At 68.8% G+C, this 24,722-nt stretch carries 24 protein-coding genes; 11 read left to right on the plus strand and 13 right to left on the minus strand.

Annotated elements, in window-relative coordinates; all coding sequences use genetic code 11:
- Positions 1-20 precede the first annotated feature (20 nt).
- From QMA07_RS08365 to QMA07_RS08375, 3 genes are all read right to left on the minus strand, one after another.
- On the minus strand, positions 21-1,676 hold the full coding sequence (locus QMA07_RS08365) for a molybdopterin-dependent oxidoreductase (RefSeq protein ID WP_290161118.1): 1,656 nt from the start codon (positions 1,674-1,676) through the stop codon (positions 21-23).
- 96 nt (positions 1,677-1,772) lie between these two features.
- Positions 1,773-2,042 carry a hypothetical protein gene (locus QMA07_RS08370; RefSeq protein WP_290161119.1) on the minus strand — a complete coding sequence of 90 codons (270 nt, stop codon included), beginning with the start codon at positions 2,040-2,042 and terminating at the stop codon, positions 1,773-1,775.
- Between the two features lie 182 nt (positions 2,043-2,224).
- On the minus strand, positions 2,225-2,923 hold the full coding sequence (locus QMA07_RS08375) for a GTP pyrophosphokinase family protein (RefSeq protein ID WP_290161120.1): 699 nt from the start codon (positions 2,921-2,923) through the stop codon (positions 2,225-2,227).
- Here QMA07_RS08375 and QMA07_RS08380 point away from each other — a divergent pair.
- Complete coding sequence (locus QMA07_RS08380; protein WP_290161121.1) at positions 2,922-3,131, plus strand: hypothetical protein; 210 nt, start codon at positions 2,922-2,924, stop codon at positions 3,129-3,131. The genes QMA07_RS08375 and QMA07_RS08380 overlap by 2 nt on opposite strands.
- Here QMA07_RS08380 and QMA07_RS08385 read toward each other — a convergent pair.
- Positions 3,122-4,192 (minus strand): VanZ family protein, encoded by a 1,071-nt coding sequence (locus QMA07_RS08385; protein ID WP_290161122.1) that lies wholly within the window; start codon positions 4,190-4,192, stop codon positions 3,122-3,124. The two genes, QMA07_RS08380 and QMA07_RS08385, sit on opposite strands and share 10 nt — an antisense overlap.
- Positions 4,193-4,293: 101 nt before the next feature.
- Between QMA07_RS08385 and QMA07_RS08390 the strand changes: the two genes are divergently transcribed.
- Positions 4,294-6,381 (plus strand): APC family permease, encoded by a 2,088-nt coding sequence (locus QMA07_RS08390; protein WP_290161123.1) that lies wholly within the window; start codon positions 4,294-4,296, stop codon positions 6,379-6,381.
- 188 nt (positions 6,382-6,569) lie between these two features.
- On the opposite strand, the gene QMA07_RS08395 is transcribed toward QMA07_RS08390, so the two are convergent.
- Positions 6,570-7,976, minus strand: coding sequence for a PLP-dependent aminotransferase family protein (locus tag QMA07_RS08395; RefSeq protein ID WP_290161124.1), 1,407 nt, complete (start codon positions 7,974-7,976; stop codon positions 6,570-6,572).
- On the opposite strand from QMA07_RS08395, the gene QMA07_RS08400 reads away from it, so the two are divergent.
- The 3 genes from QMA07_RS08400 to QMA07_RS08410 are packed head-to-tail and all read left to right on the plus strand — an operon-like array spanning position 7,975 to position 10,150.
- Positions 7,975-8,910 (plus strand): DMT family transporter, encoded by a 936-nt coding sequence (locus QMA07_RS08400; RefSeq protein WP_290161125.1) that lies wholly within the window; start codon positions 7,975-7,977, stop codon positions 8,908-8,910. The genes QMA07_RS08395 and QMA07_RS08400 overlap by 2 nt on opposite strands.
- 13 nt (positions 8,911-8,923) lie before the next feature.
- Positions 8,924-9,535 (plus strand): FMN-binding negative transcriptional regulator, encoded by a 612-nt coding sequence (locus QMA07_RS08405; protein ID WP_290161126.1) that lies wholly within the window; start codon positions 8,924-8,926, stop codon positions 9,533-9,535.
- A gap of 9 nt (positions 9,536-9,544) precedes the next feature.
- The gene (locus QMA07_RS08410; RefSeq protein WP_290161127.1) at positions 9,545-10,150 is read left to right on the plus strand and encodes a GNAT family protein; all 606 of its coding nucleotides are present in this window, start codon (positions 9,545-9,547) and stop codon (positions 10,148-10,150) included.
- Here QMA07_RS08410 and QMA07_RS08415 read toward each other — a convergent pair.
- The 5 genes from QMA07_RS08415 to QMA07_RS08435 all read right to left on the minus strand — a co-directional run bounded on the left by QMA07_RS08415 (position 10,137) and on the right by QMA07_RS08435 (position 14,727).
- Positions 10,137-10,838: a GntR family transcriptional regulator gene (locus tag QMA07_RS08415; protein WP_290161128.1), complete on the minus strand. Its 702-nt coding sequence runs from the start codon at positions 10,836-10,838 to the stop codon at positions 10,137-10,139. The genes QMA07_RS08410 and QMA07_RS08415 overlap by 14 nt on opposite strands.
- Before the next feature lies 1 nt (position 10,839).
- Positions 10,840-11,571 carry a GntR family transcriptional regulator gene (locus tag QMA07_RS08420; protein WP_290161129.1) on the minus strand — a complete coding sequence of 244 codons (732 nt, stop codon included), beginning with the start codon at positions 11,569-11,571 and terminating at the stop codon, positions 10,840-10,842.
- Positions 11,572-11,785: 214 nt separating this feature from the next.
- Complete coding sequence (locus tag QMA07_RS08425; RefSeq protein WP_290161130.1) at positions 11,786-12,964, minus strand: SLC13 family permease; 1,179 nt, start codon at positions 12,962-12,964, stop codon at positions 11,786-11,788.
- 33 nt (positions 12,965-12,997) lie between these two features.
- Entirely contained in the window at positions 12,998-13,354 is a 357-nt protein-coding gene (locus QMA07_RS08430) for a YciI family protein (protein ID WP_290161131.1), read from the minus strand.
- Positions 13,351-14,727 carry a sigma-70 family RNA polymerase sigma factor gene (locus QMA07_RS08435; protein WP_356762552.1) on the minus strand — a complete coding sequence of 459 codons (1,377 nt, stop codon included), beginning with the start codon at positions 14,725-14,727 and terminating at the stop codon, positions 13,351-13,353. The genes QMA07_RS08430 and QMA07_RS08435 overlap by 4 nt, the downstream gene beginning before the upstream one ends.
- 477 nt (positions 14,728-15,204) lie before the next feature.
- On the opposite strand from QMA07_RS08435, the gene QMA07_RS08440 reads away from it, so the two are divergent.
- The 6 genes from QMA07_RS08440 to QMA07_RS08465 are packed head-to-tail and all read left to right on the plus strand — an operon-like array spanning position 15,205 to position 22,949.
- Entirely contained in the window at positions 15,205-15,294 is a 90-nt protein-coding gene (locus QMA07_RS08440; RefSeq protein WP_056276367.1) for a potassium-transporting ATPase subunit F, read from the plus strand.
- A complete protein-coding gene (gene kdpA, locus QMA07_RS08445) occupies positions 15,294-16,979 on the plus strand; it encodes a potassium-transporting ATPase subunit KdpA (RefSeq protein ID WP_290161132.1) in 1,686 nt (561 codons plus the stop codon). Before QMA07_RS08440 ends, kdpA begins: the two co-directional genes overlap by 1 nt.
- Position 16,980: 1 nt before the next feature.
- The gene (gene kdpB / locus QMA07_RS08450; protein ID WP_290161133.1) at positions 16,981-19,119 is read left to right on the plus strand and encodes a potassium-transporting ATPase subunit KdpB; all 2,139 of its coding nucleotides are present in this window, start codon (positions 16,981-16,983) and stop codon (positions 19,117-19,119) included.
- 25 nt (positions 19,120-19,144) lie between these two features.
- On the plus strand, positions 19,145-19,744 hold the full coding sequence (gene kdpC, locus QMA07_RS08455) for a potassium-transporting ATPase subunit KdpC (RefSeq protein ID WP_290161134.1): 600 nt from the start codon (positions 19,145-19,147) through the stop codon (positions 19,742-19,744).
- A 14-nt stretch (positions 19,745-19,758) separates the two neighbouring features.
- The gene (locus tag QMA07_RS08460) at positions 19,759-22,281 is read left to right on the plus strand and encodes an ATP-binding protein (RefSeq protein ID WP_290161178.1); all 2,523 of its coding nucleotides are present in this window, start codon (positions 19,759-19,761) and stop codon (positions 22,279-22,281) included.
- Positions 22,278-22,949 (plus strand): response regulator, encoded by a 672-nt coding sequence (locus tag QMA07_RS08465; protein WP_290161135.1) that lies wholly within the window; start codon positions 22,278-22,280, stop codon positions 22,947-22,949. The genes QMA07_RS08460 and QMA07_RS08465 overlap by 4 nt, the downstream gene beginning before the upstream one ends.
- 6 nt (positions 22,950-22,955) lie before the next feature.
- Here the strand turns inward: QMA07_RS08465 and QMA07_RS08470 are convergent, their stop codons facing one another.
- The 3 genes from QMA07_RS08470 to QMA07_RS08480 form a co-directional block, all read right to left on the minus strand.
- Positions 22,956-23,228: a DUF1905 domain-containing protein gene (locus QMA07_RS08470; protein ID WP_290161136.1), complete on the minus strand. Its 273-nt coding sequence runs from the start codon at positions 23,226-23,228 to the stop codon at positions 22,956-22,958.
- 31 nt (positions 23,229-23,259) lie between these two features.
- The gene (locus QMA07_RS08475) at positions 23,260-24,054 is read right to left on the minus strand and encodes a tryptophan-rich sensory protein (RefSeq protein ID WP_290161137.1); all 795 of its coding nucleotides are present in this window, start codon (positions 24,052-24,054) and stop codon (positions 23,260-23,262) included.
- Between the two features lie 100 nt (positions 24,055-24,154).
- Positions 24,155-24,718, minus strand: coding sequence for a TetR/AcrR family transcriptional regulator (locus QMA07_RS08480; protein WP_290161138.1), 564 nt, complete (start codon positions 24,716-24,718; stop codon positions 24,155-24,157).
- Positions 24,719-24,722: the final 4 nt, after the last annotated feature.

Here is a 24,722-nt window from a genome sequence, read left to right on the forward strand (position 1 = left end):
CCCGTCGGGACGCGCCGTCATCACGAGACGCGGATGAGCGACCGCTGCCAGCCCGACGAGCCGTTCGGGGCGATCGGCGCACGCTCTTCGATCTGCATGTCGCCGTTCTTGTTGATCGCCCGCACGGCCACATAGTGCGTTCCGGGAGTGGCATCCCACTCCATGAACCACTGCACCCAGGTGTTCTCGTTGATCGGGGAAGACAGCGTCGCCGGAATCCAGTCACCCTCGTCGATCCGCACCTCGACGCGCTCGATGCCCACGGTCTGCGCCCAGGCGACACCCGCGATCGGGATGCGGCCGGCGTCGACCGCCTGGCCGACCTTCGGGGTGTCGACCCTCGAGGCGAACTTGATCGGCGCCTCGGCGCTGTAGCCGCGCGGAGTCCAGTAAGCCTCGTCCTTGTCGAAGGTCGTGACCTTCAGCTCGGTCAGCCACTTCGTCGCCGACACGTAGCCGTACAGACCGGGCACGACCATGCGGACCGGGAACCCGTGCTCGAGCGGCAGCGGCTCGCCGTTCATGCCCACCGCGAGGATCGCGTCGAGGTTGTCGTCGGTCAGCGCCGACAGCGGCGTGCTCGCCGTATAGCCGTCGACGCTCTTCGAGAGCACCATGTCGGCGCCCGACTTAACGCCGGCCTTCTTGAGCACGTCGCGCAGCGGCACGCCGAGCCACTTCGCGTTGCCGACGAGGTCGCCACCCACCTCGTTCGAGACGCAGGTGAGGGTGATCGCGTACTCGTCGAGGCCCATGTCGAGGATGTCCTGGAAGCTCATCTCGACCCGCTGGTCGACCATGCCGTCGATCACGAGGCGCCAGGTGCTGGGGTCGATCGTGGGCACGGTCAGCGCGGTGTCGACGCGGTAGAAGTCCTTGTTCGGGGTGAACAGCTTGCTGAGGCCGGGGATGTCGAGCTCGGCTCCCTTCGGCACGGTCACGGTCGAGTTCGGCGACGGCAGCGTGAGCGCCTCGCGGATCGTCGCCACGGACGCCACGGTCATGCTCACTGCACGTGAGGCGATGCCGACCACGACGGCGGAAGCGCTGGCGATGCCCGCGAGGATGAAGAACTGACGGCGCCCCATCGCCTTCGCCGGCTGCTCGGCATCCGGGTCCGTCATGTCGGAGCGATCCGTGCCGAGGCCCTCGCCCTTGCGGTCGACCATCGCGGCGGGAACCACGGATGCCTTCCACGTCTTCAGGCGGCGGATCAGGAGCACGATCAGGATCGAGCCCGCGATGGTCCCGAGAACGGGCGGCAGGAATGCGAGGGGCGTGGCACCTGCCCTGGTCACGATCGCCGCGGTCGACAGCGCGCCCGCGACCACCAGGGCGATCACGCCGAGCGGTGGACGGAGCAGTTGAAGGATGCCGGCGATCGCCGACGCGATCACCACCGCGAGACCGAGTCCGGCCAGGAGCGCGATCTTGTCGTACTCGCCGAAGGTCGCGATCGCGAACTCCTTGAACGGCTGCGGCACGATGTCGATCACGAACCCGCCGACCGCGAGGATCGGACTCGCCGAGCGCGCGAAGATCAGCGCGAAGAGCTCGGCGGTCGCGAGGAAGACGGCTCCGCTGATCACACCCGAGAGTGCTGCCCAGAAGATGAATCGTCTGCCCTTGCTGCGCTGAGGGTCCTTGCGCTGGGTGTCTTTGCTGCGCTGTGCCATGGTCTGCTCCTTCGCACCGCCGACGGTGTGGTCAGCGGTTGTTCGGAGCGGAGACGCTAACGGATGGTCGGTGCTGCGGACGCGCAGGAGCTGCCTCTAGAGGCGGCGTGCGGTGATGGTGTCGCGGTCCTGCAGCTGACGCAGGGTGCGCAGGCATCGGGAACACAGGATCTCGACGCGACGAGGGTGGTTCTCGCCGCAGACGCAGTCGACCGTCACGCGCCACTTGGCCTTGCGTCCGCAGGCGGCATACGCCTCGTCGTCTCCGTGATCGCATTCGCAGAGCTGACGTCCGCGATCGTCGAGACCGGGGAGCTCCCCGAGGATCTGCTCGACGTCGGACACCGGGGGCTGCTGCGTTTTCACCACCTGACCATGTTCCCAGGGGTGCGCGACTGCGGGCAACACCGCTGTCCTCGCGGGCGGCGCGTGCACAATTCAGCACGAACGGCGCGAGAACAGCCAGAGCACCCCAGAACCGACCCATTCGATGCGCTCATGCTGAATTGTGAACGCATCGCCGACGCGCCGGGACCGCGGGCGGCGCGTCAGACCTGCACGACGTGCGGCGGTGGCGGCGGCGCGAGCTGGCGCTGCGGCACCCCGTGGGCCTCGCGGTGCAGCCGCTCCATGCGGCTGTCGAGCTCGGCGGCGGCCTCGGCCGCATCGGTCAGGCTCTCCACGAGGTGCGAGGGCACCTGGTTCGAGAACTTGTAATAGATCTTGTGCTCGAGGCTCGCCCAGAAGTCCATGGCGATCGTGCGGAACTGCACCTCGACCGGCACCGACAGGGCTCCGGTCGACAGGAACACCGGCACCTCGATGATCGCGTGCAGGCTCTTGTACCCGTTGTCCTTCGGCGTCGCGATGTAGTCCTTCACGGTGCGCACCGTGACGTCGTCCTGCGCGGTGAGCAGATCGAACAGGCGGTACACGTCGGCGACGAAGCTGCAGGTGACCCGCACGCCGGCGATGTCGGTGATCTCCGAGCGGATGCGCTCGAAGTCCGGCTCGGCGATGCCCTTCCGGGCGATCTTCTCGACGATGCTGTCGGGAGTCTTCAACCGGCTCTTGACGTGCTCGATCGGGTTGTAGGCGTGATGATGCGTGAACTCGTCGCGCAGGATGCCGATCTTCGTCTCGACCTCCCGCATGCCGAACTCGTATTCGCGCAGGAAGCGCTGGAACTCGTCGCGGAGCTCCCGAGTCTGCTGGATCGCGTCATCGGTGACCTGGAGGGACGTCATGCCTTCGACGTTATCCGTCCGTGATCGGAAGTGGCTGTGCATCGTCGATGGAGTCGAGAACCTTGACGATGTCGGAGTCGTGATCGAGGGGCGCACGAAGTATCCGGCCGAGCGCGACTACGTGAACCTCTGGATCGTGCGATTGGATGCGGAGGGTCGGGCGACGGCCTTCACCGAGTGGTACATGCCCCGCCCCCATCAGGACTGACGGAGACCGGCATCCGCCCTGGCATCGACGAGGTGCTGACCCGACAGGACGCCAGGAAGCCCGCGTCCGAGCCGGGTGGTGAACAGCATCACGATCGCGACGAGGACCAGGAGCGATGAGGCCGCACCGAAGAGACCGCCCAGCAGGGCGAGCGCGCTGAGACCGCCGATCCCGCCTGCCCATCGCAGGATGCGCGCGAGAGGCAGCGGCAGGCGCGACCCGGTGTATCGAAGCTGCACCGCGATGTCGCCGATCGATCGTCCGCCCACCAGGATCAGAATCAGGAACAGGGCGGAGGGGACGACCGTGCCCACCGTCGATGCGAGGGAGCCGTCGATCACCGCAGCCCGATCCACGACGACGAACTCCAGCCAGACCTGCACGGTCACGCCGGCACCGGTGCTCAGGAAGCCGTAGGCAAGCGCGTCGCACACCATGGCGAGCGCTCGGCGCCCGCGGGTGACGGGGCGTGGAAGGTCGGCGTCGGCGCTCGTCTTCGAACCGCGGCGTGACCTCGGGACCACGAGCGCCAGCACGCATCCGAGGACAGCACCGAGGGTGTTGGTCATGAGGTCGCCGACATCGAAGAAGCGATACGCGCACGGGTAGAGGCCCCAGACGCCGGTGAGCTGCGTCGTCTCGACGAGTAAGGACAGACCGAGCCCCGAGACGAGAGCGACGGCGATCCCCCGCCCCGCGAGCACGCGGACGAACACACCGAGCGGGAGGAACAGCAGCACGTTGAATGCGAGCTGGAGCAGAGCGGGATGCCGCAGCGGGTTGCCCGGCGCAGCGAACGCCTTCTGCACGTCGCGCACGACGGACATCGGGTCGGTGATCGCTCCGACGCAGCGGATGGCGTCGGGGTCGGGCAGCGGCAGCAGCGTGTAGGTCCAGATCGCCCAGAAGTAGATGAGGGCGGACAGCCACAGCAGCGTGCGGCCGAGACCGAGGCGGCCACGGCGGCGGTAGCTGATCGCGACGAAGGGCACGAAGAGCAGGATGCCGAAGGCCACTCCTATAGCGATCGCGATGAACCCGAGCAGCACCTGATCTTCCACAGTGTGCCACTGTATCCGGGGCCGTGAGGATTCCGTTAGGGACGCACGAGCGCCCGTAGGGATTCCGTGAGGAACCCGTGAGGGAGGCGATCGAGAGCGTAGTGTCGCCCGACGTGTCAGAAGAAACCCGCGGCAACACAGACGCTCCTCCTCGCGTGAAGCGCATCCTGATCGGCGACCCGCTGACGAGCGCGCAGGTCGACGATCAGCTGCTGCCGAAGAAGATGGCGCTGCCGATCTTCGCGTCGGATGCGCTGAGCTCGGTCGCCTATGCACCGCAGGAGCTCGTGATGATCCTGCTCATCGGCGGACTGACCTTCCTGTCGTTCACGCCGATCGTCGCGGTGGCCGTCGTGGTGCTGCTGATCGTCGTGGTGCTCAGCTACCGCCAGCTCATCAAGGCCTACCCGTCAGGCGGCGGCGACTACGAGGTCGCCTCGAAGAACCTCGGCGAGATCCCCGGGGTCATCGTCGCCGCCGCACTGCTGGTCGACTACGTGCTGACGGTCGCCGTGTCGGTGGCATCCGGTGTCGACAACATCATCTCGGCCGTGCCGGGGCTCGACCCCGCGCGGGTCGAGCTCGCGGTCGGATTCGTGATCCTCATCATCATCGTGAACCTGCGTGGAGTGCGCGAGGCGTCGCTCGTGTTCGCGATCCCGACGTACGTGTTCATCGGGTCGGTCGGCTTCATGATCGTGACGGGGCTCTTCCGCACGTTCCTCGGCGATGCGCCGGTGGCGTCGAGCGCCGAGTTCGCCGTGCACTCAGAGGACCTCGGCCAGGCCGCGGTCATCCTCCTCATCCTGCGCGCGTTCTCGAGCGGATGCTCGGCCCTCACCGGCGTCGAGGCGGTGTCGAACGGCGTGCCCGCCTTCCGCACGCCGAAGGTGCGCAACGCGCAGACCACGCTCGTGCTGATGGGCTCGATCGCCGCCTGCCTGTTCGCGGGTCTCACCGCGCTCGCGCTGATCACCGGCGTCCACTACGCCGAGAACCCGTGCGACCTGATCGGGTTCGACTGCTCGAACCCGCAGCCGAGCCTGATGGCGCAGATCGCCTCGGCGACGTTCGGCGGCGGCAGCATCCTGTTCTTCATCATCCAGGCCGCGACCGCGTGCGTGCTGCTGCTCGCGGCGAACACGGCGTTCAACGGGTTCCCTCTGCTCGGCTCGGTGCTCGCCCGTGACGGCTATGCGCCCAAGTCGCTGAACACCCGCGGTGACCGCCTGGTGTTCTCGAACGGCATGATCGTGCTCGGCATCGCGGCGATCGCCGTGCTCGTGATCTTCCAGGCGAAGCTCACCACGCTGATCCAGCTGTACATCATCGGTGTCTTCGTGTCGTTCTCGCTCGGGCAGATCGGCATGGTGCGTCATTGGAGGCGCATCCTGCGCGGACCGGCCGAGAAGACGCCAGGATCGGGAATCGACGGCGCCTCGGCATCCGATCGCCGCTCGGCCCGGATCGGGCTGATCATCAACTCGGTGGGCGCCGCGATGACCGTCGCCGTGCTGCTGATCGTGACGATCACGAAGTTCACGCACGGCGCGTACCTCGTGTTCTTCGCGATCCCGGTGCTGGCGTTCCTGATGATGGGCGTGAAGCGGTACTACCGCGACGTCGAGCACGAGATCGCGATAGACGACACGACGAAGTTCGGCGCGACGGGCGACCTGGCGATCGTGCTCGTCAACCGCCTGCAGAAGCCCGTCATCAAGGCCATCGACTATGCGATCGCCGCCAAGCACGGCAAGACGCTGGCCGTGCACGTCGCCGTGGCATCCGACGATGCCGCGCAGCTGCAGAAGGAATGGGCCGACCATCTCGTGCCGATCCCCCTGGTGATCGTCGAGTCGCCGTTCCGGTCGTTCGCGCAGCCGGTGACGCAGTTCATCACGCAGTACCGCGAGAAGCACGGGTCATCCGTGGTCACGGTCTACCTGCCGCAGTACATCGTGGGGCACTGGTGGGAGACGTTCCTGCACAACCGGCGCTCGCGTCGCCTGGCGAACCAGCTGATGCTCGTGCACGGAGTGTCGATCACCCTCGTGCCATGGCTGCTCGACTCGTCGGAGCTCATCTACGGCCGGCGCTCACGGCCGCTGCCGGGGCAGGAGCGCGCAGGGCGCCCGGTCGTCGTGAGCGGGCGTCGCGCGCACCGACCCGAGGGCCCGCCCGAGGACTGAGGCTGGATCGCCCGCCCTTCCGACGAGACCCCCCTTTTCGCCCGAGACCCACCTTTTCGCACGAGACCCACCTTTTCGCACGAGACCCACGCGCACGCGGTGGGTCTCGTGCAGCGATGTCGGCCTCGACGAGGCGGGGCTTCGACGAGGCGGCTGCTCGACGAGGTGGCTGCTCGATGGGGCCGCCGTCAGGATGCCGCCAGCACGCCGCCGAGGATCTCTGCCGCCTCACCGAACCTCGACGGGTCGGCGTGGGCGTAGTTGAGGCGCACATAGGAGCCGGAAGGCTCGGCCGGGAACCACTCCGCCCCGGGCGAGATGACGAGTCCGCGGGACTCGCACTCCCGGACGACCGCATCGACGTCGGTTCCGTCGGGAAGACGTGCCCACAGGTTGAGACCGCCGGCGGGAACCACGTCGACGGCCGCGGTCGGAGCGTGCTCGGCGAGGCTCGAGAGCAGCAGATCACGTCGCACCCTCAGCTGGTCGCGGAACCCACGCAGGTGGCTCTTCCATGCGGGCTGGGTCACGACGTCGAGCGCGGCCGCCTGCAGCACCCCGCTCACGTACATCGACTCGGCTGCACGGTCGGCGAGGATGCGCTCGCGCGCCGGCCCCCGGGCGATCACCGCGGCGATCCGCAGCGCCGGTGACACGCTCTTGGTCAGCGAACGGAGATAGACGACATGGCCGTCGTCGTCGCGCGCGGCGATCGGCGAGGGATCGCCGTCGATCGCCAGGTCGTGCGCCCAGTCGTCTTCGATCAGGAAGGCCCCGTGTCGGCGCACGCTCTCGAGAACCGCGAGGCCCGTCGCCGCGGGCCACCGGACACCGGACGGGTTCGCGAACGTCGGCTGCGCATAGAACGCGCGAGCCCCGGTCTCGACGAAGGCGCGCTCGACGGCCTCCGGATCGGGGCCGTGCGGACCCGAGGGGATCGGCACCAGGGCGACCCCTGCCTGCTCGGCGGCGAGCAACGCGCCCCAGTAGGTGGGCGACTCGATCAGCAACGGCTGACCTGCGCCGACCACGGCTCGGAAGATCGAGCTCAGGCCGCTCTGACTGCCTGCGATCACGAGGGCGTCCCTGGCGGATGCCGGTGCGACGTCTGCCGGAGCGGATGCGGCGAGCTCGGCGGCGAACCATGCCTGCAGTTCGGGCAGCCCGGCGGCCGGCGAGCGCGTGAGCGCCGAGACGGTGCGTGCCGCACGGGTGATCGCCTGGCGGACGAGCCGTTCAGGAAGCAGCTCGACGGCGGGGTACCCCGAGTGCATGCCGATCGCATCGGGGGCGACGGTGCGCTGCGTCGAGGTGAGGCCGGCGAGTCGGGCGGGAGGCGCGCCGAGGGCGGATGTCTGCCAGCCGTAGTCCGCGGCGCGGGGCGGTCGCTGCGCCCGCACGAACGTTCCCGCCCCCGGTCTCGACTCGACCAGGCCGAGTCGCGCGAGACGCCCCATCGCCTTCTGCACGGTGACGGGACTCGCCCCGTACTCGGAGACGAGGGCCCGATTCGACGGCACGCGGGCGCCCGGCGGGGCCGATGCGATCCACCGACGGAGTCCGGCCACGATCCGGTCACTGCTATCCTGACTCATGAAAGAAAAGAGTAGCGTTATCGCACACGCTCCGGCACCGCTATTCTCGCGCGCCGGACTCTGGTGGGGTCTCCTCGGCGTCACCGCCTTCTCGTTCACCCTCCCGTTCACCCGCGTCGCGGTCGGCGGCCTCTCGCCCCTGTTCATCGGATCCGGTCGCGCGGTCGTCGCAGCAGCACTTGCCGCCCTGGCGCTGGCGGTGACGCGCCAGCATCCGCCCACCAGGGCGCAGTGGTGGCGACTCGCGATCGTCGCCGCGGGCGTGGTCGCGGGATTCCCCCTGCTGACGTCGTTCGCGATGACCGCTGCACCCGCGAGCCACGGCGCGGTCGTGATCGGCCTGCTGCCGGCCGCGACCGCCGTGATGGTGGTGCTGCGCACTAGCGAGCGACCCGGACGGGCTTTCTGGTGGTTCGCTGCCCTGGGTGCCGCCGCGGCCGTCGTCTTCGCGTCGATGCAGAACGGCGGCCTCGGTGAACTCCACTGGGCAGATCTGCTGCTGTTCGGGGCGGTGCTCGCTGCGGCCATCGGCTACGCCGAGGGCGGGCTGCTCGCGCGGGAGATCGGATCGTGGCAGACCGTGTCGTGGGCGCTGGTGCTCGCGGCACCGCTGATGCTCGTGCTGACTCTGGCATCGGCGCTCGCCGACCCGCCCACCGCATCGCCGGTGCAGTGGCTCGCCTTCGCCTACCTCGCCGTGGTCAGCATGTTCCTCGGGTTCTTCGCCTGGTATCGCGGGCTCGCGATCGGGCCCATGGCCCACGTCAGCCAGATCCAGCTGGTTCAGCCCGTGATGAGCATCGCCTGGGCCGCGCTGCTTCTTCACGAGCAGATCGGCTGGCCCACCGCACTCGGCGGCATAGCCGTCATCCTGTGCGCCGCGCTCGCGGTGCGCACCCGACTGAACCGTCCCCGAACCGCCACAACCCCCTGAAAGAGGATCTCTCATGCGCCACACACCCCGCTACCTGATGACCGACCCACTCGAGGTGAAGCGCCTCATCCGCGGCAACCCGTGGGCCACGTTCGTGTCGCCCGCGAGCACCGGACTGGTCGCGTCGCACTATCCCGCGTTGCTGATCGAAGACGAGCACGAGATCGTGATCGCGAGTCACTTCGGCCGCCCCGACGAGCAGCTGCACGAGCTGGGCGACCACGAGATCCTCGTGATCATCCAGGGCCCCCACGACTACGTGTCGCCCAGCCTCTACGCGCCGGGCGAGCTGGTGCCGACCTGGAACCACGTCACCGCCCACCTCTACGGCACACCCGAGATCCTCGGCGAGGAGGAGAACTACGCCATGCTCGCGCTACTGACCGACCACTTCGAGAGCGGAACGCCGCATGGCCGCAGCCTGTCGGAGGATGAGGCCGGCACGCGCCGAGCGGCGAAGGGCACTGTGGGTCTGAGAATGCGCGTCGACCGCTTCGATGCGCGCGCCAAGCTGAGCCAGAACAAGTCTCCCGAGGTGCGAGACAACATCACCGGGCGGTTCGACGAGACGAACGCGGCGCTCGCAGCCGAGATGCGGCGCGTATCCGGCGACTCGTCTCAATAGGCTGTGTCGATGACAGAATCGCCGCACGCCGACGTCTGGCCCGTCCGCACCGAGCGGCTGCAGATCCGGCCGATGACCGCATCCGACGTCGACGCGATGTGGCAGTGGCGGCGCCTGCCCGAGGTGAACCGCTGGCTCGGGCTGGCTCCTGAGTCGATCGAGGCGTTCCGTGAGCGATACCTCGACCCCGAGCGGCTCGCCTCGATGCACATCGTCGAGCTGCTTCCCGCTGGCGACGATGCGGCACCCGAGCCGATCGGCGACATCATGATCAGGATCGGCGACGGGTGGGCGCAGCTCGAGGTCGCCGACGAGGCGAAGGGCGTCGAGGCCGAGCTCGGCTGGGTGCTCGATCCGGAACACACCGGCCGCGGCTATGCGACCGAGTCGATCCGCGCGGTGATCGACGTCTGCTTCGGGCCCCTGGGGCTGCGCCGGGTGCACGCCGGCTGCTTCGCCGACAACGAGCCGTCATGGCGCCTCATGGAGCGACTCGGCATGCGTCGAGAGGAGTTCAGCCGCAAGACCGCTCTGCACCGGTCGGGCGAGTGGCTCGACGGCCTGAACTACGGCATCCTCGCCGAGGAGTGGACGCCGACGGTCAGAGGTCTGTGACTCCGTCGACCACGAAGGTGTAGAGGTCTCTCACCAGGTCGGTCGCCTCGAGACGGTCGCGGTCGCGCGCCGCGGCGACGAGCGCGTCGACGACCGATCGCAGCATCGCGGGGTTGCGAGGTCGGCTGAGCGAGCGGATGCCGAGCACCAGCGCGGGTCTCTTCGACGCGTGCAGGGTGCTCAGGTATCGATTGCGCGAGAACACCGCGAGCAGATCGAGCAGCTCCCACAGCCCCTCTGCTCCGACGACCTGGTCGTTGTCGTCGGTCTCCCAGAGCTCTCTGACGGTCGCCGCGCATGCGGCGAACTCGGCTATCTGCGCGTCGGTGGCCTGCGCGATGCCGAGGTCGGCCGCCGCGATCGACAGCCCGGAGCACTCGGCGGCGACGGCGACGAACCACGCGGGGGTCGGCGTCACGACGACCGACGCCCTGTTGAGCCGGTGGTCGATCAGGTGCATCGCCTCGAGCGCGCCGAGGGCCGAGCGCACGGTGCCGGCGGCGACGTTGAGGCGCTGCACGAGAGCGGTGACCGACAGGGGGTCGCCGGGGGCGAGTTCGCCCGACTCGATCGAGTGCGCGAGAGAGTCGACGACGGCATCCGCTCTCGAAGTGAAGAGAGGCAGTGGCTGCTCGACCCCTCCCAGCAGTCGCGTGGAGTTCAGCTTGTCGATCCGCCGGTCGGGCATGTCATTCCCCGGGTGATCGGCCGATGCGTGTCGGATCGCCGGAGGCGGACGCTGCGAGCGCCGCCGCCGCTCGGAGCGGCTCGATCGTCGATCTCAGGAACAGAGGTTCGATGACCTCGCGCACCCCGACGCCATCTCGTCGCTCGAGCAGCGCGCGCAGCTGTTCGAGACCCGTGCGCATGAAGTCGACGAGCTCAGGGGCGACCGGCTGCGCGGGCACGGTTCTGGTCAGATGCAGAACGAGTTGCCCGTCGAGGATGTCGATCATCGTCTGGTTGTGGGCGCTCAGCACGATCTCACCCCACAGCGCGTACCAGAGGCCGAGCCCTTCGCGGGTGGAGGCTCCGGCGAGGCCGGCGGCGAGCAGTCCGTCGATGCGCGCCTGCAGCGACGCGACCTGCTCGTCGGTGTAGGTCGGCACGGCTGTGACCGCGCAGTAGCCGATCAACGCGACGGCGGTCTCGACCCGCTCGGCCTGGGCGGCGAGATCGACCGGGGCGACGCGAGTGAACCGGTTGGTGCTGACCTCGATGAGCCCGAGGTCGGCGAGGCGGTTCAGCGCCTCGCGGATGGGCGTGCGGGAGACGCCGTATTCGGCCTGCAGATCCTGGTCGCGGATCTCTTCGAGGGGCTGCATGCGGCCCGAGATGATCTCTTCGGCGAGCGTGGCGAAGACCTGGTCGCGGATCAGCTGCCGCGGCCGAATCGGCAGAGATGCGCTGATGTCGCCCACGGGCACACTTTATGCCGGTGTCGGGCCCTCGCACCATACATCAGGCACTGAAGTTTCACCGGATCCGACGATATATGCGTAGCGTGGAGGCGTAGGGCAGCGACCCTCACCCGGCAGACACTCCCCATGTCAAGCCGCGGACCTCCCCCCAGATCCCGTGACGCGAGTCGCTGCCCTTTTCCCTGCCCTGGGGCCGGAATCACGATGCACGGTCTCAGCCGGCCATGACCGCCAGCACGAGCGTCGCGACGAGCACCGTCGGCACCGCGACGATCGCGCCCCAGAGCATCAGACTGCCCCAGCGGATCTCGACGCCCAGCGACACCACCCTGTGGTGCCAGAGCAGCGTGGCGAGCGATGCCCACGGTGTGATCAGCGGGCCGAGGTTCACTCCGATCAGCAGCGCCATGAGCGCGACCGGATCGCCGGCGGTGGGTTCGAGGATCAGATAGGCGGGCAGGTTGTTCACGCCGTTCGCGGCGAGCGCGCCCGCTGCAGAGAGACGCAGCAGCTCTGCGGGCGCGTGCCCGCTGGTCGCGAGGACCGACAGGAAGTCCAGGATGCCGTTCGCGTGGGCGGTCTCGACCACGACGAACAGGGCCGCCGCCAGGCCGATCGCCTGCCACGGCACGAGCGAGAGGCGCAGCACATGACCACGCCGGATGCCGAACACGACGATGAGCACGAGCGCCGCGACCGTCGCAGGGATCCAGACGTCATGGGTCAGTGCGAGCAGCGGCATCAGGAGCAGCAGGATGCCGGAGGCCGCCCAGAAGAGCACCCGGTCGGACGGGTCACCGCCTGTCGGAGTGCGATAACCGCCGAAGAGCGTTCGCCGGTGTCGCAGTGTGAGGATCACGACGGGCACGAGCACCCCGACGAGCGTCGGCGCCCAGCTCAGCGCGAGGAACGCGAGAGGGTCGTCACCGATCGACCGCGCCGCGAGCAGGTTGGTGAGGTTCGACACGGGCAGGGCGAGGGATGCCGTGTTCGCCAGCCACACCGTGACGAGGGCGAACGGCAGCGGAGGGATGCCGACGCTCTGCGCGAGCACGACCACGACCGGCGTCACGATCACCGCCGTGGTGTCGAGCGACAGGAACACCGTGCTGATGACGGCCAGCACCACGACGGACAGCCAGAGCAGGATGACCCGCCCGTGACCCCAGCGGGCGAGGCGCTGCGCGACGACGTCGAACACCGCGGCATCTCGGGCAAGCTCCGCGACGATCGTGATCGCGATGACGAACCCGAGCACCGGGGCGATGCGGGCACCGAGCGCCCCGGCATCCGCGGGTGGGAGCACCCCCGTGACGATGCAGACGAGTGCCACGGCGCTGAGCACCAGGACGATGATCGTCCCTGCTCCCAGCCGCCGTCGCGTCGCACTCACTCGCTGAGTGTAGATCCGGTCAGCCCGCGACGCTCAGTCCTCCTCCCAGGGGAGCTTCACCACGGGCAGGATGTACACCCGCCCCATCACCGCGCTCGGATGCTTCGCCATGAAGCTCGCAGCCTCGTCCATCGACTCGGCTGTGACGATGTCGTAGCCCGCGAACCACTCCTTGAACTCGGGGAACGGGCCGTCGGTGACGAGCACCTTGCCGTCTCGCACCGCCACGGACTTCGCCTCTTCGGGGCCGGCCACGGGTGCGCCGTCGCCCAGTCGTCCGGCCGCATCGCCCTCTTGCGCCCACTCACCGAGCAGACGCTGGTCGGCATCGCGCGGCATCGTCTCGCCGGTCGGGTCGGTCATATGGATCACGAGGTACTTGTTGCTCATCTGCTCTCTCCATTCGGTGTGTGCCCGAGCGCGTCTCGGCGCCGGGTCAGGTGTGCGATCTCGGCGTCGTTGCTCGCCAACGAGATCGCTCGGTCGTAGGCGTCCACGGCATCCGCTGGTCTGCCCGCTGCGCGCAGCAGCTCGGCCCGCGTCACATGCAAGCCGTGAAAGTCCGCCAGTTCATCGCGCAGCGACTCGACGATGACCATCGCCTGCTGCGGTGAGTCCCGCTCGGCGATCGCCACAGCTCTGCCGAGAGTGACGACCGGACTCGGGTCGACGCGCTCCAGCTGCTCGTAGAGCTCGACGATGCGTTGCCAGTCGGTGTGCTCCGCATCCACTGCGGCCGCGTGCACCGCGTTGATCTGGGCGAGCAGCGTGTAGCGACCCGGCGCCGAGCCGCGCAGTCGGTCGAGAAGTGACAGGCCTTCGTCGATCAGCTCACGATTCCACAGCCCGCGGTCCTGCTCATCGAGCCGCACCAGCTCGCCGTCAGCCGTGATCCGGGCCGGAGAGCGCGCCTCGCTGAGCAGCATCAGTGCCAGGATCCCCGCGACCTCTGCGTCGTCGGGCAGCAGCTCTCTCACGAGTCTGGTGAGCCGGATCGCCTCGGTGGTCAGCTCGGTGCGGATCGCCGGCGTCTCTGAGCCGGATGCGAAGTAGCCCTCGTTGAACACGAGATAGAGCACTGCCAGCACCCCGTCGATGCGCACGCGCAGATCTTCAGGCGCGGGCACCTGATAGGGGATCTGCGCGGTCTTGATCTTCGACTTCGCCCGCGTGATGCGCTGCCGCACAGCGGATTCCTGCATCAGGAAGGCTCGCGCGATCTCCTCGACCGTGAGGCCGGCGACCACGCGCAGAGTCAGAGCGACGCGCCCTTCGAGCGACAGCGCCGGATGGCAGCACGTGAAGAGCAGGCGCAGCCGATCATCGTCGATGGCGCCGGTCGGCTCGGGAGGTTCGGGATCGTGCAGCATCAGTGCCTCCCGCTGCTTCGCGTCGCGCGACGACTCCCGACGCAGCCGATCGATGGCCTTGCGATAGGCGGTGGTGGTGATCCATCCGCCCGGATTCGGTGGCACGCCCTCGGCCGGCCAGCGCTCGACAGCGGAGGCGAACGCCTCGGCCGCCATCTCTTCGGCGAGCCCGAGATCACCGCAGCGCCGAGTCAGCCCGGCGACGATCCGCGCCCACTCCTCGCGATAGACCTGGGCGACGCGCGCATCGACATCACCGGTTCGCGCCCGCCCGGCATCCGACGTCATCGCGTCATCCCGCACCGCGACCCCTGGATGGCGTCCCCTCGCGTCATGCGTGTTCTCTCCATCCGTTCGGACGAGCGGCACCTGCAGCGAACCGACCGTCACCACGATCATTCCCCTTCGAGGGGTCGACGAGAAGACCCGCCCGCCCAGACGCGGCGAGCGCGAGCCCACAGCGACGGCCGCCTGGTCAAGCGGGGATGCTCGAGCGCGACGCGGCGCCGCTCGATGGTCTGCTCTGCCTCCTCGGCCTCCAGCCGGTAGAGAACACTCGCCATCATCGGATCGTTGTACACGTCGTCACCGCGCCTCTCGTCTGCGAGACCACCCGAAGCGGTCGCCTCCTACCTGCGCCACGAACGACGACGGCGGGATGCGACAACGAGGCGCGAAAAAGTCCGCACGACCTCGGAGCGTGAGCAACGCGCATGCATCCCGCACGCCCCCGTAGGCAAAGCGTGAGGATCGCGATATTCCGGTCTGCACGGGAGTTGTATCGAGTCTCGTGCTCGACATCATCTACATCGCGCTGACTCTCGCGCTGTTCGCCCTCGTCTCTCTGGTCGCGAAGGGGGTGGAGCGACTGTGATCGTCTTCGAGATCATCGCCGCCGCCCTCGCCGTGGCCGCCGTCGTCTACCTCGTGGTGGCTCTCGTCGCTCCGGAGAAGTTCTGATGGGCGCCGGTTCCGAACTCTGGTTCGGCATCCTGCAGGCCGCCGTGCTCATCGTCGCCCTCGTGCTGCTCTACCGCCCCGTGGGCGACTACATGGCCCACGTATTCAGCACACCTCGTGACCTGAAGGCCGAGCGGGGCATCTTCCGCCTGATCGGCGTCGACCCGGCATCCGAGCAGACCTGGCGGGCGTACGCACGCAGTGTCCTCGCGTTCTCGGTCGTCGGCCTGCTGCTGGTCTACGGGCTGCAGCGTCTGCAGGGCTTCCTGCCCGAGTCGCTCGGTCTCCCCGCGGTGCCTGAGGGGCTCGCGTTCAACACCGCCGCGTCTTTCGTGGCGAACACCAACTGGCAGTCGTATTCGCCCGAGCAGACCCTGGGCTACACCGTGCAGCTCGCGAGCCTCACGGTGCAGAACTTCGTCTCGGCCGCCGTCGGCCTGGCCGTCGCGGTCGCTCTGATCCGCGGCCTCTCGCGCCGCGGCTCGACCACGATCGGCAACTTCTGGGTCGACCTGATCCGCGGACTCGGACGCATCCTGCTGCCGATCGCTCTGATCGCCGCCATCGCGCTGATCGCGGGCGGCGTGGTGCAGAACTTCGCCGGCTTCACCGATGTGACCACTGTCTCCGGGGGCACGCAGACCATCCCCGGTGGGCCGGTCGCCTCACAGGAGGCCATCAAGCTGCTCGGCACCAACGGCGGCGGGTTCTACAACGCCAACTCGGCGCATCCGTTCGAGAACCCGACGGGGTGGACCAGCCTGCTGCAGATCCTGCTGATCCTCGTGATCCCGTTCTCGCTCCCGCGCACCTTCGGCCGCATGATCGGCGACAACCGCCAGGGCTACGCGATCGCCGCCGTGATGGGCACGATCTTCCTGATCTCGACCTTCGCGCTCTCGGCCCTCGAGCTCGCCGGCCGCGGTTCGGCACCCGAACTCGCGGGCGCCGCCATGGAGGGCAAAGAGGTGCGCTTCGGCATCCTCGGATCCACGCTCTTCGGCAGCGCCAGCACCCTCACTTCGACCGGCGCCGTCAACTCGATGCACGACTCGTACACGGCGCTCGGCGGCATGATGCCGATGCTCAACATGATGCTCGGCGAGGTCGCCCCCGGCGGCGTCGGCTCTGGTCTGTACGGCATGCTCGTGCTCGCGATCATCGCGGTGTTCGTCGGCGGACTGCTCGTCGGCCGCACCCCCGAGTACCTCGGCAAGCGCATCGGCCCGAAAGAGATCAAGCTCGCGAGCCTCTACATCCTCGTGACGCCCACCCTCGTGCTGATCGGCACGGCACTGAGCTTCGCGATCCCCGGCATCCGTGCGGATGTCGAGGCGACCAGCATCCTGAATCCCGGCGTGCACGGCATGAGCGAGGTGCTCTACGCCTTCACCTCGGCATCGAACAACAACGGCTCCGCCTTCGCCGGCCTCACCGCGAACACCCCGTGGTTCAACACCGCACTGGGCATCGCGATGCTGCTCGGGCGGTTCCTGCCGATCGTGCTCGTGCTGGCCCTCGCCGGATCCTTCGCCGCGCAGCAGCGCGTGCCGGAGAACACCGGAACCCTGCCGACGCACCGACCGCAGTTCGTCGGCCTGCTCACCGCCGTCACGGTCATCATCACGGCACTCACCTACTTCCCCGTGCTCGCACTGGGACCCCTCGCTGAAGGACTCGTCTGACATGACCATCATCACCACACCATCGGAGCAGCAGGATGCTGCGGCATCCACCCCCGCCGAACCTCCCCGCGCGTTCGGCTGGGCTCAGCTGACCCAGGCTCTGCCGGGCGCGCTGCGCAAGCTCAACCCCGCGTCCCTCGTGCGCAATCCTGTGATGCTGCTCGTCTGGGTAGGCGCCGCGTTCACGACCGTGCTCGCGATCGCCGAGCCGTTCCTGGGTGGGCCGGCCGACTCGGGCGGAACCCCGGTGCCCGCGCCGTTCACCTGGGGCATCGCGATCTGGCTGTGGCTGACCGTGCTGTTCGCCAACGTCGCAGAGTCCGTGGCCGAAGGCCGCGGCAAGGCGCAGGCCGCGAGCCTGCGCAAGACCCGCACCAGCACGATGGCGCGCAAGGTCGTCCGCTACGACGCCGGCGCGGATGCCACGGCAGAGCGCTCCGAGACGGTCGACGTCTCGTCTGTCGAGCTGCAGCGCGACGACATCGTGATCGTCACGGCGGGCGAGCTGATCCCCGGCGACGGTGACATCATCGCCGGCATCGCCACCGTCGACGAGTCGGCCATCACGGGCGAGAGCGCCCCGGTCGTCCGCGAATCCGGCGGCGACCGCAGCGCCGTCACCGGTGGCACCCGTGTGCTCTCGGACCGCATCGTCGTGCGCATCACCTCGAAGCCCGGCGAGACGTTCGTCGACCGCATGATCGCGCTCGTCGAGGGCGCCAGTCGCCAGCGGACGCCCAACGAGATCGCGCTCAACATCCTGCTCGCGAGCCTGTCGATCGTGTTCGTCGTCGTGGTGCTGGCGCTCAACCCGATCGCGTCGTACGCGGCCTCGCCCGTCAGCATCCCGGTACTCATCGCCCTGCTCGTCTGCCTGATCCCCACCACGATCGGCGCCCTGCTCTCGGCCATCGGCATCGCCGGCATGGACCGTCTCGTGCAGCGCAACGTACTCGCGATGTCGGGCCGTGCCGTCGAGGCCGCGGGTGACGTGACGACCCTGCTGCTCGACAAGACCGGAACCATCACCTACGGCAACCGCCGCGCTCACGAGGTGCTGCCGCTCGCAGGGGTCGACGCAGACGAACTGCTGCGCGTCGCCGCGCTGTCGTCGCTCGCCGACCCCACACCCGAAGGCGCGTCGATCGTCGAGTTGGCGGCCGCCCACGGCATCCGGATCGACAAGCCGGCGGATGCCGTGGTCGTGCCCTTCACCGCACAGACCCGCATGTCGGGTCTCGACCTCGCGGACGGCACGCAGATCCGCAAGGGCGCCGGCTCGGCGGTGAGCGCATGGATGGGGCTCGACACGGATGCTGAGCTGACCGACCTCACCGACCGCGTCGCGTCGAGCGGCGGCACCCCCTTGGTCGTCGCCGTGAAGCCTGCCGAGGGCGCCGGCGAAGTGCTCGGCGTCGTGCACCTCAAGGACATCGTGAAGGACGGCCTGCGCGAGCGGTTCGAAGAGCTGCGCAGCATGGGCATCCGTACGGTCATGATCACGGGCGACAACCCGCTGACCGCCGCCGCGATCGCGAAGGAGGCCGGGGTCGACGACTTCCTCGCCGAGGCGACTCCGGAGCAGAAGCTCGAGCTGATCAAGCGCGAGCAGGAGGGCGGCCGACTCGTCGCCATGACCGGCGACGGCACGAACGACGCCCCGGCGCTCGCCCAGGCCGACGTCGGCGTCGCGATGAACACCGGCACGTCGGCCGCGAAGGAGGCCGGCAACATGGTCGACCTCGATTCGGATCCGACCAAGCTCATCGACATCGTGCGCATCGGCAAGCAGCTGCTCATCACCCGAGGAGCCCTCACGACGTTCTCGCTCGCGAACGACATCGCCAAGTACTTCGCCATCATCCCGGCGATGTTCATGGGCGTCTTCCCCGGGCTCGCGGCGCTCAACATCATGCAGCTGCACTCGCCGGCATCCGCCGTCACCAGCGCAATCATCTTCAACGCGATCGTGATCGTCTTCCTGATTCCGCTCGCTCTTCGCGGCGTGAAGTACCGGCCGGCGAGCGCCTCGCAGATCCTGCAGCGCAACCTGCTCGTCTACGGCCTCGGCGGAGTGATCGCGCCGTTCATCGGCATCAAGCTGATCGACCTCGTCATCACCCTCATCCCCGGCTTCTGACGATTCAGACCCTGAAAGGCATCCCATGTCCTCCACCCGCACCACGGCCCGCACCGCCGGCGTCGCCATCCGCGCGATGCTCGTACTCACCCTCATACTCGGCGTCGGGTACACGCTCGTCGTCACCGGCATCGGGCAGCTGCTGCTTCCGTGGCAGGCGAACGGCTCGCCGCTCGCCGACGACAAGGGCAGCTCGCTGATCGGTCAGTCCTTCACGGATGCCGACGGCGCGGCGCTTCCCGAGTACTTCCAGTCGCGACCCTCTGCCGCGGGTGACGGCTACGACGGAACCAGCTCGGGCGGCAGCAACCTCGGGCCGGAGAACGCCGATCTCGTCGCGTCGATCGCCGAGCGCCAGGCGGCCATCGCCGAGCGCGAGGGTGTGAGCGTCAGCGATGTGCCGGCCGACGCGGTGACGGCATCCGGCTCGGGCCTCGACCCGCACATCAGCATCGCCTACGCCCTGCTGCAGGTGCCGCGGGTGGCCGCCGAGCGCGGTCTGCCCGAGCAGCAGGTGCACGACCTGGTGGAGTCTAGGATTCAAGGGCGGGATCTGGGATTCCTCGGCGAAGAACGCATCAACGTCGCCGAACTCAATCTCGCGCTCGATGAGCAGGAGGGCTGATGACGCCAGAGCGGATGCCGCGGCGCGGCCGACTCCGCGTGCTGCTCGGCGCCGCGCCCGGTGTCGGCAAGACCTACGAGATGCTCGTCGAAGGTCGCCGACTGCTCGATGAGGGCCGCGACATCGTGATCGCGATCGTCGAGACGCATGAGCGCGCAGCGACGGCGGCGCAGACCATCGGCATCCCCGAGGTTCCCCGTCGCACCGATCTGCATCGAGGCGTGCCGCTGAGCGAGATGGACCTGGAGGCGGTGCTCGCGCGTCGCCCCGAGATCGCCCTCGTCGACGAGCTCGCCCACACCAACACCCCCGGTTCACGGAACACGAAGCGCTGGCAGGACGTCGACGCGCTGCTCGATGCCGGCATCGACGTCGTCACCACGGTGAACGTGCAGCACATCGAATCGCTGAACGCGGTGGTCGAGAAGATCACCGGGATCGCGCAGCAGGAGACGATCCCGGATGCCGTGGTGCGCGCCGCCGACGAGATCGAGGTCGTCGACCTCGCCCCGCAGTCGCTGCGTGACCGACTGTCGGCAGGTCTCGTGTATCCGGCCGAGCGCATCGATGCCGCGCTGTCGAACTACTTCCGCCTCGGCAACCTCACCGCGCTGCGCGAGCTCGCACTGCTGTGGCTCGCCGACGAGGTCGACAGCGCGTTGCGCAGCTATCGCGCCGACCATGGCATCGAGGGCACCTGGCAAGCGCGGGAGCGCGTGGTCGTCGCCCTCACCGGCGGCCCCGAGGGCGAGACCCTGCTGCGCCGAGGCGCCAGGATCGCCGCCCGCTCGGCCGGCGGGGAACTGCTCGCCGTGCACATCGCCGCGCAAGACGGCCTCCGAGACGAGACCCCCGGCGCCTTGGCCGCTCAGCGCTCGCTGGTCGAGTCTCTCGGCGGCAGCTTCCACCAGATCATCGGCGACGACATCCCCGGCACACTCGTCGAGTTCGCGCACGGGGCCGATGCCACGCAGCTCGTCATCGGCGTCAGCCGACGCGGACGACTTGCGGCTGCTCTGACCGGTCCGGGCATCGGATCGGAGGTCATCCGCCGCTCCGGCGACATCGACGTGCACATCGTGACGCACGCAGCCGCGGGCGGACGCGCCGCACTCCCCCGCATCACCGGCGGAGCCCTCGGCTGGCGTCGTCAGCTGCTCGGCTTCGTGATCGCGCTCGTCATCGGACCGCTCCTCTCCTGGGCGATGTTCGCCTACCGCAGCCCGGAGTCGATCACGGTCGAGGTGCTGGCGTTCCAGCTGCTCGTGGTGGTCGTCGCCCTGGTGGGCGGTCTTCGACCTGCCGTCTTCGCAGCCGTCCTGTCGGGCATCACGCTGGACTTCCTGTTCGTCTCGCCGATCTTCACCATCACGATCGCGCATCCGCTGCACGTGCTCGCCCTCGCGCTGTACGTCGTGATCGCCGTTCTCGTCAGCATCATCGTCGACCAGGCCGCCCGGCGAGCCCGCACCGCCCAGCGCGCCGCCGCCGAGGCCGAGCTGCTGGCCGCCGTCGCCGGCAATGTGCTCCGCGGAGACAACGCCGTGCTCGCCATGGTCAGCCGCACTCGTGAGGCGTTCGGCCTCACCGGCGTGCGCTTGCTCACCGCCGACGGCGAGGTGCTGGCGAGCGACGGCGAACCGGTGCCCGACGGCAGAGCCACCTCGATTCCCGTCGGGGCAGGCGGGTCGGCACCCGCCGTGCTCGAACTGCACGGAGAACCGCTCGACACCCCCGCCCGGCGTCTGCTCGACGCGATCGTCGCCCAACTCGCCGCCGCGATCGAGCATACCGATCTGCGCGCCACCGCCCGCGAGGTCGCTGCTCTCGCCGAGACCGACCAGGTGCGCAGCGCCCTGCTCTCGGCGGTCAGCCACGACCTGCGTCGCCCCCTCGCCTCGGCCGTCGCGGCGATCGGTGGACTCCGCGGGGCGCACGGCCTGTCGGCATCCGATCGTGAAGAGCTGCTCGCCACGGCGGATGAGAGCCTCGCCACCCTGTCGTCGCTCGTGACCGATCTGCTCGATGTCAGCCGCGTGCAGGCCGGCGTTCTCGCCGTCTCGAACATGCGACTCGACGTCGCGGGTCCCGTGCTCGCGGCCGTCGACGAACTCGCTCTCGGTCCCGACGACGTGGAGCTGGCGTTGGATGCCGACCTGCCGGCCGTGGCGGCCGATCCGGTACTGCTGCAGCGGGTGCTCGTGAACGTCATCGCGAACGCGCACCGGCACGCTCCGACCGACAGTCGCGTGATCGTGTCGACGAGCACCATCGGCGACCACGCCGAGATCCGCATCGTCGACCGGGGCAAGGGTGTGCCGGCCGAGAATCACGACCGCATCTTCCAGCCGTTCCAGCGTCTCGGCGACACCGACAACACCGCCGGCCTCGGCCTCGGCCTCGCGCTGTCGCGCGGGTTCACCGAGGGCATGGGCGGTACCCTGACACCCGAGGACACCCCGGGTGGTGGACTCACCATGGTCATCTCACTGCCGCTGGCAGGAGAACACGATCTCACGCAGGAGGAGACGGAGTGAAGCTCCTCATCGCCGATGACGACCCGCAGATGGTGCGGGCGTTGCGCATCACCCTCGCCGCCCACGGCTACGAGGTGGTCGTGGCCGCCGACGGTGCCGCAGCCGTCGCCGCCGCCGCGCAGACGCACCCCGACATCATCATGCTCGACCTCGGCATGCCGCGGCTCGACGGCATCGAGGTGATCCAGGCGCTGCGCGGGTGGACGGCCGTGCCGATCATCGTCGTCTCGGGTCGCACCGGGTCGGCCGACAAGGTCGAGGCGCTGGATGCCGGAGCCGACGACTTCGTCACCAAGCCGTTCCAGGTCGACGAGCTGCTCGCGCGGCTGCGGGCGCTGTCGCGTCGATCGGTGCCAGCCGGCGGCGAGTCGACCGTCGGATTCGGTGACGTCGTGGTCGACCTCGCGACGAAGACGGTGACGCGAGCGGGTTCCCGGGTGCACCTCACCCCCACCGAATGGCGCATGCTCGAGCATCTCGCCCGGCATCCCGGTGCCCTGGTGACCCGGCAGGATCTGCTGAAGGAGATCTGGGGCAGCGAGCAGGTCTCCGACTCGGGCTACCTGCGGCTCTACATGTCGCAGCTGCGCAAGAAGCTCGAGGCCGAGCCCAGCGCCCCCGCGCATCTGCTCACCGAGTCGGGGATGGGCTACCGGCTCGTGCTCTGAGCCGGTCTAGCGGCGGGTGATCGTGACCTCGACGGTGTCGCCGATGTCCTTGCCCAGCGACTTCCGCACCTTCGCGTTCAGCGACACCATGTGTGCACCCGTACCGGTCACCATCGCGCCGACGTTCTCGAGCTTCACATCGTCTATCAGCGCGTCGACCCTGACCGTCTTGCCCGTGCCGAAGAACTCGGCGGAGCCGGGTATCTCGACGCAACTCCACGTCTCGCCCTTGACCTCGACACCGATCGTCGTGTGAAAGCTCAGCTGATCTGCACTCATGGGAACAGGCTATTCGGGACCGAGCGCTGCGTCAGAGGGCGACGTCGGCGCGCGGGCGGCGCAGCACTCCCCAGACACCCGCGGCGACGAGGGCGACCGCGACGATGATCGCGGCGATCGCGGTGACGGTGCTCTCGGGCTCGCCGGTGAGGCGTCCGACCGCCAGCCAGCCGAGACCCCACGCAGTCGCGAGGGCCGGGGCGATGCGCCGGGTGACGAGGGCACTCGCCACGCCGATCACGAGCACGACCGCGAGCACGGCGACCGCCCAGATCTCGGCCTGGTCTGCCCACGCTGCCGGGGCGATCTGTGTGAACCAGGCCGTCGTGTTGGCCACGGTCGCGATCGTGACCCAGCCGAAGTGCAGGCCGTTCGCTCCATCGACCACGATGCGCTCGGGCCAGGTGCGGGCTCGGCTGCGGCCGAGGATCACGATGACCCGGGCGAGGGTGGCGAGCAGCAGCGCGATCACGAGCACCGTCAGCGGAAGCGACAGGAACTGCGCCGTCACGAGCCAGAGGCCGTTCAGGATCATCGACGCGGCGATCCATCCGCCGACCGCTCGCTGTCGTTCGTCCGCGCGCTGCGCCGGAAGCGCCTGCCACACCGTGTAGGCGATCAGACCGAGGTAGATCAGCGACCAGATCGAGAAGGCGGGGCCGGCCGGGGCGAGATACGACCCCTGGGCCGACAGCGCCCCGTCCTGCAGTGCGCTCACCGAGGTTCCCCCGAAGGCGCCGGATCCGACAGCCGCGGCTATCAGCATGAAGGTCGCCGAAGCGATGATGATCGTCTGGCGACCGATGTCCTGCATCCGGGATTCCATGCTCGCACCATACGCGCGCGAGGGCGGGAACGCACGAGCCTTGACACCGGCACCCGAAAACGCTAGCCAGGCTAGCTAAATCCACCGGGCGGCACTGAGATCAGGCAGCGACCGCCGCGTCGATCAGCACCTCGGCTGCATTGCGCGCCTGCACGGCCACCTGCGGATCCGCGGCGATGGCCGCGGTGCTCTGCGCACCCTCGGCCAGGATCGACAGCTGCGCGGCGAGGGCTGCCGGCGCCCCCGCCTCGACCACGAGCCCCGCCATGTACTCCTGGAACGACGCCTTGTGGTCGCGCACGATCTTCGCCACCTCGGGGTTGGTGCCGCCGAGCTCGCCGAATGCGTTGATGAAGGCGCAGCCACGGAAGTCGTCGGTGCAGAACCAGTCCTCGAGATACCCGTAGACGGCCAGCAGTCGGTCGCGCGGGTCCGCCCCGGCTTCCGCCACCGCCCCCGTCAGACCGGACTCCCACTCCCCGTGCTTGCGGGCGAGGACCGCCGTGACGATGTCGGTCTTCGACGGGAACAGCGCATAGAGGCGCCGCAGCGACACCCCGGCGGCGGCCCTCAGCTCGTCCATGCCGACAGCCGCGTACCCCTTGCGGTAGTAGAGCTCGTCCGCAGCCGCAAGGATCTGTTCACGCACCGTTTGCTCCGTCATGTTC

The organism is Microbacterium sp. APC 3901, from assembly GCF_030407765.1.
GTDB lineage: Bacteria > Actinomycetota > Actinomycetes > Actinomycetales > Microbacteriaceae > Microbacterium.